This window comes from Cellulomonas algicola, from assembly GCF_003851725.1.
Lineage (GTDB): Bacteria > Actinomycetota > Actinomycetes > Actinomycetales > Cellulomonadaceae > Cellulomonas > Cellulomonas algicola.
In genome coordinates this window covers 1-10,752 of record NZ_BHYL01000154.1, presented here as the reverse complement: position 1 = coordinate 10,752, position 10,752 = coordinate 1, and the positions used below count along the sequence as shown (strand labels likewise).

The 10,752-nt window shown below is 74.0% G+C and carries 10 protein-coding genes; 6 read left to right on the top strand and 4 right to left on the bottom strand.

Translation table 11 applies throughout. The features are described 5' to 3' along the window. Positions 1-116: 116 nt before the first annotated feature. From CTKZ_RS10990 to CTKZ_RS10980, 3 genes are all read left to right on the top strand, one after another. A complete protein-coding gene (locus CTKZ_RS10990; protein ID WP_124342988.1) occupies positions 117-773 on the top strand; it encodes a histidine phosphatase family protein in 657 nt (218 codons plus the stop codon). A gap of 230 nt (positions 774-1,003) precedes the next feature. Beyond that, entirely contained in the window at positions 1,004-1,996 is a 993-nt protein-coding gene (locus CTKZ_RS10985) for an alpha/beta hydrolase (RefSeq protein ID WP_124342987.1), read from the top strand. Next, positions 1,993-2,319, top strand: coding sequence for a hypothetical protein (locus CTKZ_RS10980; RefSeq protein WP_124342986.1), 327 nt, complete (start codon positions 1,993-1,995; stop codon positions 2,317-2,319). The genes CTKZ_RS10985 and CTKZ_RS10980 overlap by 4 nt, the downstream gene beginning before the upstream one ends. Before the next feature lie 74 nt (positions 2,320-2,393). Here CTKZ_RS10980 and CTKZ_RS10975 read toward each other — a convergent pair whose 3' ends face one another. Together CTKZ_RS10975 and CTKZ_RS10970 are read right to left on the bottom strand one after the other, a co-directional pair. Then, entirely contained in the window at positions 2,394-3,731 is a 1,338-nt protein-coding gene (locus CTKZ_RS10975) for an ion channel protein (protein ID WP_124342985.1), read from the bottom strand. 80 nt (positions 3,732-3,811) lie between these two features. Then, positions 3,812-4,807: a cation diffusion facilitator family transporter gene (locus CTKZ_RS10970; protein WP_124342984.1), complete on the bottom strand. Its 996-nt coding sequence runs from the start codon at positions 4,805-4,807 to the stop codon at positions 3,812-3,814. Between the two features lie 85 nt (positions 4,808-4,892). Here CTKZ_RS10970 and CTKZ_RS10965 point away from each other — a divergent pair, with 85 nt between their 5' ends. The 3 genes from CTKZ_RS10965 to CTKZ_RS10955 all read left to right on the top strand — a co-directional run bounded on the left by CTKZ_RS10965 (position 4,893) and on the right by CTKZ_RS10955 (position 7,417). Next, positions 4,893-5,693: a VOC family protein gene (locus CTKZ_RS10965; protein ID WP_160142884.1), complete on the top strand. Its 801-nt coding sequence runs from the start codon at positions 4,893-4,895 to the stop codon at positions 5,691-5,693. A 150-nt stretch (positions 5,694-5,843) separates the two neighbouring features. Next, a complete protein-coding gene (gene trmB / locus CTKZ_RS10960) occupies positions 5,844-6,587 on the top strand; it encodes a tRNA (guanosine(46)-N7)-methyltransferase TrmB (RefSeq protein ID WP_124342982.1) in 744 nt (247 codons plus the stop codon). Next, positions 6,584-7,417: a substrate-binding domain-containing protein gene (locus CTKZ_RS10955; protein WP_124342981.1), complete on the top strand. Its 834-nt coding sequence runs from the start codon at positions 6,584-6,586 to the stop codon at positions 7,415-7,417. The genes trmB and CTKZ_RS10955 overlap by 4 nt, the downstream gene beginning before the upstream one ends. Before the next feature lie 105 nt (positions 7,418-7,522). Here the strand turns inward: CTKZ_RS10955 and CTKZ_RS10950 are convergent, their stop codons facing one another. Continuing rightward, positions 7,523-7,903 (bottom strand): DUF5997 family protein, encoded by a 381-nt coding sequence (locus CTKZ_RS10950; protein WP_124342989.1) that lies wholly within the window; start codon positions 7,901-7,903, stop codon positions 7,523-7,525. A gap of 187 nt (positions 7,904-8,090) precedes the next feature. Next, a complete protein-coding gene (locus tag CTKZ_RS10945) occupies positions 8,091-10,577 on the bottom strand; it encodes a glycogen/starch/alpha-glucan phosphorylase (protein ID WP_124342980.1) in 2,487 nt (828 codons plus the stop codon). Positions 10,578-10,752 lie beyond the last annotated feature (175 nt).

Sequence of the window (10,752 nt, the reverse complement as noted above, 5' to 3'; positions counted from 1 at the left end):
TGCGGCCACCGGGAGAGGGGAGACGAACCGTCGCCGACGCGTCATGCTCCCGTCGGCCGGGGGACACGTCGCGTGCCTAGCGTCGAGGGCGACACCGAGGAGAGAGCAGGGCACCGATGACCCTCACGATGACGCTCGTCCGGCACGGGCGCACCCACTTCAACGCCCGCCGCGTCCTGCAGGGACGCTGCGACTCCCCCCTGACGCGTGACGGCCGTGCGGGTGTGCGCACCACCGCACGGCACCTCGCCGACGTCCCGTTCACCGCCGCGTGGTCCTCGCCGTCGGGCCGGGCGGTCGCCACGGCCGTCGAGCTGCTGCGGCACCACGACGGCATCCCGCTGCGTACCGACCGCGGGCTGCTGGAGTACGCGTTCGGGATCTACGAGGAGAAGCCCGAGAGCGTCCTCGACGAGGTCGTCGCGTGGTCCGACCTGGTGACCGAGGTCCTGGCCGGTCGCCACCCCGGCCTGCCCGGCGGCGAGCACGCGCGCGACTTCATGGACCGCACGCGCGACGTCTTCGCCCGCATCGCCGCGCAGCACGAGGACGGGCACGTGCTCGTCGTCGGCCACGGCCTCACGCTCGGCGCGTACCTGGCCACGGTCGACGAGGTCGGGCTGGTGCCGCTGCCCAACGCGTCCGTCTCGACGGTCGAGGTCGACGCCGACGGCACGGCCCGCATCACGAGCCTCGCGCTCGACGTCGCGCACCAGGGCCACATCGCCGCCCGCCCGATGCGCACCGCCACGCCGGTCCCGTCCGTCGCCTGACGCACCCCCTCCTACCTGCCCGACCTGCCCCGCCCGGTCGACCCGGTCCTCGCTACCGCTTCGGCACGTCCAGCGGTATCCAGGACCGGGTCGGAGAGCGCTGCGGTTCGTGAGGACCGGGTCGGCGCGCGCCGCGGTTCGTGACGACCGGGTCGGCGAGCGCTGCGGTCCGCGCGGGCTGGTCGGCGTGTGCTGCCGGCCCACGGGCGAGCGGTGGCAGGATCGCGCGCATGGACGACGACGTCATCGACGTGCCCGACGTGCTCGGCGACGGGTGGACCGCCCGGACGATCCCGCTGCGGCCCGACCACCGGTCGACGCGCGGCGTCGACCCGGTCGCGACGCTCGTCAGCCCGGCGGGCTCGCTGGCCGGGGACGGGCCGCGGCGCGAGCGGGCCGTGCTCTACCTGCACGGGTTCGTCGACTACTTCTTCCACCCGCACGTCGCCGACGCGCTCGCCCAGCACGGGTACGACCTGCACGCGCTGGACCTGCGGGACTTCGGGCGGTCGATCCGCGAGGGCCGCGTCCCGAACGCCGCACGCGAGCTGTCGGTGTACGCGGAGGAGATCGACGCCGCCGTGCGGCTGCTGCGCGAGCGGTACGCGTCGGTCTCGCTGCTCGGGCACTCGACGGGCGGGCTGGTCGCGGCGCTGTGGGCGAACGGGCGGGCGGGCGCGGTCGACGCGGTGGTGCTCAACAGCCCGTGGCTCGACCTGCGGGGGTCGTGGTTCGAACGACATGCGCTCACGCAGGCGCTGCGGGTCGTCGGGCGGGTCGCACCGGACGTCGTCGTCGGGCACATCGCGCCGCACTACGGGCGCGCGCTGCACAGCGAGACCGGCGGGGAGTGGGACTTCGACCTGACCTGGAAGCCGCACGACGGCTTCCCGGCGCGGGCCGGGTTCATCCGCGCGATCCGGGCGGGGCACCGGCGGGTCGCGCACGGGCTCGACGTCCACGTCCCGGTGCTGGTGCTCGCGTCCGACGCGTCCGGGCCCGACGACCGCGAGCACGACGCGCTGCTCACGACGGACTCGGTGCTCGACGTCGCGCACATCCGCACGCTCGCCCCGCGCCTCGGACGGGACGTGACGTTCGTCGAGGTGCCGGGCGGTGCGCACGACCTGGCGCTGTCGCCGGCGCCGGCCCGCGAGCGCTACCTCAAGGAGGTCGTCGGCTTCCTCGACCGCGTGACGGGCGGTCGCCCGGAGGCGTCGTGAAGGTCGTCGACCACGAGCCGTCGTCGTGGTTCCTGCTGGAGTCGGACGGGTCGCTGCTGCTCGACGTGCACGTGAGCCAGGGCCCGGTCAGCGGCTCGCTGCTGGTCGCGCTCACGGACGGCGAGCAGGACGCGTACGAGCACCAGGGTCGGTCGGCGCTGACGCGGCTGGCGGCGCGCGTGCAGGACTCGGCGCCGCTGGCGGCGGCGTCGACGTCGCCGTACCGCTCGCGGGACCTCACGCGGGTGCTCGGGGCGGACGTGACGGCGGCGGTCGTGGCGTGGCGCGCGGGCGTCGACGGTGGGACGGTCGCCGGGGCCTGAGCCGGCCGCGCCGGTCGACGTCCGCGGTCACCGGTCGTGTCGGCCCCCGGGGGCGGCCTCGGCCGGACGGGCGCTCACGTACGGTCGACGGACCCCTGCTCCTCGGTGGTGTCCGGCGGGGTGAGCGGCGCCCCCGAGCCGGCCTCGGCGGGTGTCGGCTCGTCGAGCGGTGCGGCCCGCAGCTCGGGCCGGTTGGTGACGAGCAGCCAGGCCGCGAGCGTCGCGAAGAGCAGCGGCGGGATGAGCGTGGCCTGCGGGATGATCGCGACGACGAGGAAGATGCTCAGCCACCCGCTGCGGGTCGCGGCGACGATGATGCCGACGGTCGCGGCCCCCACGGCGAGCGCGGGCGGGACCGACGGGAACGCGACGCTCACGGCGAACCCGAGCGACACCCCGACGAACGTCGCGGGGAAGATCCGCCCGCCGCGGAACCCGACGCTCGACGCGACGAGCAGCGCGACGAGCTTGATGAGCGCGAACGCGAGGAACCCCAGCGCGGTGGTCTCCCCGACCATGCCGGGCAGCTGCTTCATCTGGTCGAGGCCCTTGAACAGCGTGATCGACCCGCCGACGGCGCCGAGCAGACCGAGCACGAGCCCGCCGAGCGTCAGCAGCAGGACGGGCTGCCGGACGCGGTGGACGAGCCGGTGCAGGGGCGTGAAGACGTACGACGCGAGCAGCCCGAGCGCGGCGGCGCCCAGCGACACGGCGACCGCGATCGCCAGGTCCGTGACGTGCAGCCCCGGGTACTCGGGCACGTCCATGGCCATGTCGAGGTCCGACAGCAGCAGCATGGTCAGCGCACCGGTCGACGACGACACGAGCGGCGCGAACAGCCGGTCCCACAGCGGGATGCGACGGTCCCCGGGGTCCATCTCGCTGAACATGAGCGCCGCGGCGAGCGGCGTGCCGAACATCGCGCCCAGCGTCCCGGCGGTCGACAGCGCCATCCACTGCGGCACCCCGACGCGTCCCGCCACGCGCGCGCCGATCCACACGACCAGCGCGGCGTTGATCGCCATGATCGGGTTCTCGGGGCCGAGGCTGACGCCGCCCGCGAGCATGAGGACCATCGCGAGCGCGAGCCCGGGCAGCACGCGCGGCGGCAGCGGCGGCTCGACGAGCCCTGCGGACGCGGGGTCGGGGCCGGCGTGCCCGGGCGCGAACTGGATGACGAGCCCCACGAGCAGCCCGGTGAGCGTGAGGATCACGACGATCCACACGGGCGAGTCGCGGTCGAGGCCGAAGAGGCCCGAGAGGTCGTCCCAGAGCCAGTCCTCGACGACCTTCGCGAGCGCGCTCAGCCCGATGAGCAGGAGCCCGCACAGGATGCCCACCAGGGCAGCGGGGATCGTGAGCTTCAGCAGCTGCCGCACGGGCACGCGGAAGTCGGTCGTCGGCTCGGTCATCGCCACCCCCGTCCCCGCGTCCCGCCCAGCGTCCCGGGAGGGGCTCGTCGTGCGCGTCACCCCTCGCGGATGACCGGCGGTCAGTCGTGGATCGACGGCTCCTCCGGCTCGGAGAGCGACAGCAGGGCCCCGACGACGCCGGCCGTCGCGGAGATCCGACGCTCGAGCGACGCGAGCAGGTGCGACGCCTCGGTCTCGCCCGGGTCCCCGTCGAGGTCGACGGCTCCCGTGAGGTACACCTGGCGCGCGCCCACGAACTCGAGGCGCAGCTGGGTCACGCGCGCGACCTCGGGCAGCGCGAGGAGCGCGTGGACCGCGGCGGCGTGCAGGGCGGGGTCGACAGCCTCCCCGACGAGGAAGCGGCGGTTGCGGTCGATGAGCACGACGGCGACGACGCCCAGGAGGATCCCGACGAGGATCGAGCCGATCGCGTCGGGCACCGCCGAGCCGGTGACCTGGTGCGCGGCGATCCCGCCGGTCGCGATGAGGATGCCGACGATCGCGGCCGCGTCCTCGAAGAAGACCGCGCGGACCGTCGGGTCGGACGTCGCGAGGACGTGGTCGACGAGGTCGCGGTCACGTCGCGCGGCCGCCCGCTTGGCCTGCCGCGAGGCCTGCACGAACGACACGCCCTCGAGCACGAGCGACACCCCGAGCACCGCGTAGGCGATGCCGAAGTCCGACGCGGGCTCCGGGTGCGACAGCTCCTGGATGCCGTGCGTGATGGAGACGCCCGCCCCGACGGCGAACAGGCCGATCGCCGCGAACAGCGACCACACGTACACCTCGCGGCCGTACCCGAGCGGGTGCGAGGTGTCGGCGGGCCTGGCCGCGCGGCGCTGGGCGATGAGGAGGAACACCTCGTTGCCCGCGTCGGCCCACGAGTGCGCGGCCTCGGCGAGCATCGACGCGGCGCCCGTGATCACGGCGGCGGCGGTCTTCGCGACCGCGATCAGGACGTTCGCGCCGAGCGCGATCGCGACGGTGAGCGCGGACTCGCCGTGCCCGTCGTCCTCGGCCTCCTGAGGCACCCCCAGGACGTCGACGGCGGGCTCGTCCGGACCCGGCTGCGTCATGCGTCCGTGACTAGCACCATCGCTCGCGTGGTGCGACCCGGAGGAACGGTGTGGGATGGGCACGCACCGACCACGAGGAGGACCGATGACGACGCACCGGGGCAGCTGGCCCACGGGCACCCCCGCCTGGGCCGACATCACCGTGCCGGACCTGGACCGCGCCATCGCGTTCTACGGCGCGCTGCTGGGCTGGCGGTTCGAGCGCGGCGGGCCGGAGGTCGGCGGCTACACGCAGGCGTTCGTCGGCGGGCGCCGCGTCGTCGGGATGGGCGAGCCGACCGGCGAGGACCCCGCGCCGCCGTCGGCCTGGTGCCTGTACCTCGCGACGGACGACCTGGCCGCGACCACGGACGCCGTCACCGAGGCCGGCGGGCAGGTGCTGCTGCCGGGCATGGAGATCGTCGACTTCGGGTCGATGGCGATCTTCGTCGACCCGACGGGTGCCGTGTTCGGCGGTTGGGAGCCGCACGGGCACACCGGGTGGGACGTCACGGACGAGCCCGGCGCGATCGTGTGGACCGAGGTGATGTCGCACGACCAGCCCGCGTCGCTCGCCTTCTACCAGCACGTCTTCGGGTTCACGGCCGACGACATGAGCGGCCCCGGGTTCACGTACGCCTCGGTGCGGCTCGACGGGCAGCTCGTGTGCGGCATCGGGGGCTACAGCGACAAGGTCGACCCCGAGACGCCCGCCGCGTGGACGCTCTACTTCGGCACGCCCGACACCGACGCCGCGACGCAGCGCGCGGTCGACCTCGGCGGCACCGTCCTGAGCCCGCCGTCCGACACGCCCTACGGCCGCATGTCGATCGTCTCCGGCCCGTTCGGCGAGGTCTTCGCGCTCATCGCGGAGAGCGACGACCGGCCTGACGACGGACCGGCCTGACGACGGACCGGCCTGACGACGGACCGGCCTGCCGACGAGCCGGGCCCTCGGCGTGCCGGTCCGCGGGCCGGCACGCCGGGCGGCGCGGCCGTCAGCCCTCGCAGGGAGCGACGAGGACGAGCACCGGCGCGGGTTCCGTAGGCTCGCGGGGTGACCCTGCCCTCCGACGCGTTCCGGCACGTCGCGTCGCGAGCCCACGAGCCGCTGCGCACGTTCCACCCACGACGCGCGACGCTCGGGCGCGATCGCGAGCGCGCGCTCGCGCACCTGTGGCCGCGGTTCGGTTTCTCGGTGCACGACGACGCGCTCGGCCGGGCGCCGCTGCGCGCCGACGGGTCGCTCGACGTCGCGGCGCTGTTCGGGCGGTTCGCGCCCCTCGTGCTGGAGATCGGGTCGGGCATGGGCGAGACGACCGTCGCCATGGCCGCCGCCGACCCGTCGCGCGACTACCTGGCCGTCGAGGCGCACCTGCCGGGCGTCGCGAACCTGCTGGTCCTGATCGAGCGCGCGGCCCTGACGAACGTGCGGGTCGCGCACGGCGACGCGCTCGACCTGGTGCGCCGGCACGTCCCGGAGGGCACGCTCGACGCCGTGCACGTCTTCTTCCCCGACCCGTGGCCCAAGGCCCGGCACCACAAGCGACGGTTGGTGCAGCCCGCGCACGTCGCGCTGCTGCGGTCCCGGCTGCGGGTCGGCGGCACCCTGCACTGCGCGACCGACTGGGCCGACTACGCCGACCAGATGCTCGAGGTGCTCACCGCCGACCCCGGCCTGGAGAACACCGCCGACGGGTTCGTCGCCCGCCCCGCGCACCGCCCGGTCACCAAGTTCGAGCAGCGCGGAATCGACCTGGGCCACGAGGTCCGCGACGTCGTCATGAGGAGAACCCGATGACCGCCGACGAGCACGCCACACCCGGGGCGGACGACACCGGCGGAGCGGGTCGCGTGTTCCGCGTGCTCGTCGTGCCCGGCGTGAACCCGGACCGCTGGCTGCGCGTGTGGCGCGAGCGCCTCGCCGACGTCCCGCTCGAGCTCGTCGTCGTCGAGCCGCCCGACGCCGAGCCCGCCCTGCGCGCGGGCGACGCCGACGTCGCGATCCTGCGGCTGCCCGTCGACCGCGACGCGCTGTCCGCGATCCCGCTCTACACCGAGGAGACCGTCGTCGTCGCCGCGCGCGACCACGTCTTCTCCGTCGCCGAGGAGGTCGCACCCGGGGACCTCGCCGACGAGACCGTGGTCCGCCCCGACGACGACCTGGTCGGCTGGACCGACGCCCCCGGCGAGCCGTTCGCGGGCGGCCCGGTCGCGACCACCGCCGACGCCGTCGACCTCGTCGCCGCCGGGATCGGCGTCGTCCTGCTGCCCCTGTCCGTCGCGCGCCTGCACCACCGCCGCGGCCTCGTCTCCCGCCCGGTCACCGACGCCCCCGGCTCCGTCGTCGCGCTCACCTGGCGCACCGACACGCACGACGACCTCACCGAGGAGTTCATCGGCATCGTCCGCGGCCGCACCGCCGCGTCGTCGCGGGGCCGCGGCACGCCCGAGCCCGCGGGGCGGTCGCCGAAGGGCGGCAGGAAGACCACGAAGGCGCAGGGCTCGTCGGGCGGCAAGCGTGCCGGGAAGACGGGCGGGGGCGGGGCATCGGGCAAGCGCGGGGGCGGCTCGTCGTCCGGCCGTCCGCAGCGCGGCGGGACGAACCGGGGCCGTCGCCAGGGCCGGTGACGGCGCCCAGCGCTCTCCGGGCTCGTCACCCGGGGTCGAGCTCGTCGGCCGAAGGACGCGAGCCCGGCACGGACTGACGAGCTCGACCGCGACGGTGGGAAACGGTCAGTCCTCGGCGCGCTTGGCGGCCTCCGCGCGGCGGTCGGTCTCGCGCGCGCGCAGGCGCCGCTCCTCGCGGCGGACCTCCTCGAACGTCGCGCGCTCGCGGACCAGCCACTCGGGCGGGTCGGCGATCAGGGCGTCGATCTGCGCGGTCGTGAGCGGGTCGGTGACGCCGCCGCGCGCGAGGCCGCTGATGGAGACGCGGAGGCGGCCCGCGACGACGGTGCGCGGGTGCGGCCCGTCGCGGCGCAGGTCGACCAGCCACTGCGGGGGGTTGCGCTGGAGCTCGGCGAGCTCGTCGCGCGTCACCGGGCCGGCCTGGAACTCGGGCGGCGTCGCGGGGAGGTAGACGTCGAGCTTGGCGGCCGCGGTCGACGGCTTCATCTCCTGCGGCTTCTTGGGGCTCACGCGCCCACCCTAACGACCACCCGCGCCCGCGACGCCGCGACGTCACGGCGGCGCACCGTCACGGCACCGCCCACGCGCGCGGAGCCCGTGACCTCCGAGACGCCCGTGGGGCCCCGCCGCACGTCGCGACGAGGCCCCACGGGGCGGTCGGGTCGGGCCCGGCTCAGGCGCTCGGGTCGACGGGCGCCGCGTGCCAGACGCGGTCGAGGTAGTCGCGCATCGACCGGTCGGACGAGAAGAACCCGGCGCGGGCGACGTTGATGATCGCCGACCGCGTCCAGGCCTCCGGGTCGGCGTACGCGGCGTCGACGCGGGCCTGCGCGTCGGCGTACGCCTGGAAGTCCGCGAGCACCAGGAAGCGGTCCTCGTGGAGGAGGTTGGAGACGACGGGCTCGAACACGCTGCGGTCACCGTCGGAGAAGGCGCCCGACGCGACGAGGTCGAGCGCGTGCCGGAGCTGCGGGTTCGTCTCGTAGTACGACGTCGGGTGGTAGCCCCGCTCGACGACGTCCGCCACCTCCGGCTCGGTGAGGCCGAACAGGAAGAAGTTCTCGTCGCCGACGAGCTCGCGGATCTCGACGTTGGCGCCGTCGTCCGTCCCGATCGTCAGGGCGCCGTTGAGCATGAACTTCATGTTCCCCGTGCCGGACGCCTCCTTGCCGGCGAGCGAGATCTGCTCGGACAGGTCGGCCGCGGGGATGAGCGTCTCGGCGAGCGTGACGTTGTAGTTCGCCGGGAACGCGACCGTGAGCCGCCCCTCGACCGCGGGGTCGGCGTTCACCGTCCGGCCGACCGCGTTGATGAGCCCGATGATCTGCTTGGCCATCCGGTAGCCGGGCGCGGCCTTGGCGCCGAACGCGAACGTCCGCGGCGTCACGTCGGCCGGGTCGAGCGCACCCGACGTGATCTGCTCGTACAGCGACACGACGTGCAGCAGCTTGAGCGTCTGGCGCTTGTACTCGTGCAGCCGCTTCACCATGACGTCGAACATCGTCTCGGGGTCGAGGACGATGCCGTCGCGCTCGGCGAGCAGGTGGACGAGCCGGCGCTTGTTCGCGGCCTTGATCTCGCGGAACCGCCGACGGAACTCGGCGTCCTCCGCGAGCGGCTCGAGCGCGCGCAGCTCGTCGAGGTCGGTCACCCACTTCTCGGACCCGAGGACCTCGGTGACAAGCCCGGACAGCCCGGGGTTGGACAGCCGCAGGAACCGGCGCGGCGTGATCCCGTTGGTGACGTTGGTGAACTTGCCGGGGTAGTACTCGGCGAAGTCGTGCAGCACCTTGTCGCGCAGCAGCTGCGAGTGCAGCGCCGCGACACCGTTGACCTTGACGGCCGCGACGGTCGCGAGGTGCGCCATGCGGATCCCGCGCTCCGGGAACTCCGCGATGATCGACATGCGGCGCGCCCGCAGCTCGTCGTCGGGGTACGCGGCGCGCAGCCCGACGAGGAACTGCTCGTTGATGCGGTAGATGATCTCGAGGTGTCGCGGCAGGAGCCGGCCGAGCAGCTCGACGGACCACACCTCGAGCGCCTCGGGCAGCAGCGTGTGGCACGTGTACGAGAAGACCTGCCGCACGACGCTCCACGCGTCGTCCCACGACCACTTCTTCTCGTCGACCAGGATCCGCATGAGCTCGGGGATCGCGATCACGGGGTGCGTGTCGTTGAGCTGGAAGTGGATGCGGTCGGGCAGGTTCGTCAGGTCGAAGTCCTTGGGCAGGACCTGGTCGACGAAGTCCTTGAGCGAGCACGCGACGAAGAAGTACTGCTGCTGGAGCCGCAGCTCCTTGCCCTGCGGCGTCGAGTCCTCGGGGTAGAGGACCTTCGAGATGTTCTCGGCGAACGTCTGCGCGCGGACGGCCTGGGCGTAGTCGCCCGAGTTGAAGATCTCCAGGTCGAACGCGCGCGTCGCGCGGGCCGACCACAGGCGCAGGGTGTTGACGCGGCCGTTGCCGTAGCCGGGGACCATGTAGTTGTACGGGACGCCGAGCACGCTCCAGCCCGGGAGCCAGCGCTTCCGGGTGGTGCCGTCGTCGTCCTCGTAGTCCTCGACGGTCCCGCCGAAGCTCACGTTGACGGCCATCTCGGGGTGCGGGAACTCCCACGGCGAGCCGAGCGTGAGCCACGAGTCGGGCTTCTCGACCTGCCAGCCGTCGACGAACGTCTGACGGAAGATGCCGTACTCGTAGCGGATCCCGTAGCCGATCGACGGGACGTTCATCGTGGCGAGCGAGTCGATGAAGCACGCCGCCAGGCGGCCGAGGCCGCCGTTGCCGAGACCGGGCTCGACCTCGGCCTGGCGCAGCGTGTCGAGGCTGATGCCGAGGCCCGCGAGCCCCTCCTCGACGATGTCGGTGAGGTCGGCGGCCAGCAGGGCGTTGTCGAGCTGGCGCCCCAGCAGGAACTCCGCGGACAGGTAGGCGACGGACTTGGCCTGGAGCTCGGACTGCCGGCGGAGGGTCTCGAGCCAGCGGACCATGAGGTAGTGGCGGACGGTACGGGCCAGCGCGAGGTACTGGTCGTTGACGGACGCACGGGAGAGGTCGACTCCCTGCCCGAAGTTCAGCTCGCGCAGGTACTCCCGCACGAAGCCCTCGACAGTGCGCTCACGCGTCGCGACGGGTTCGGTGTTCGCTGTCACCTCACTCACGGTAGCGGCGCTCCTCCCAGAAGGTCACCGTTGCGGTGACGGTGCAGGTCGTGGCACTCTGCGCGGCCCGCCGGACGGTCGTCCGGGTGGCCCGGCAGGGGTCGAGCGGGCGCGCGGGACGGCCCGAGGGTCGGCGCCCGGCGCGCATGCGGAAGGCCGGCCCCCCCAGGGCGGG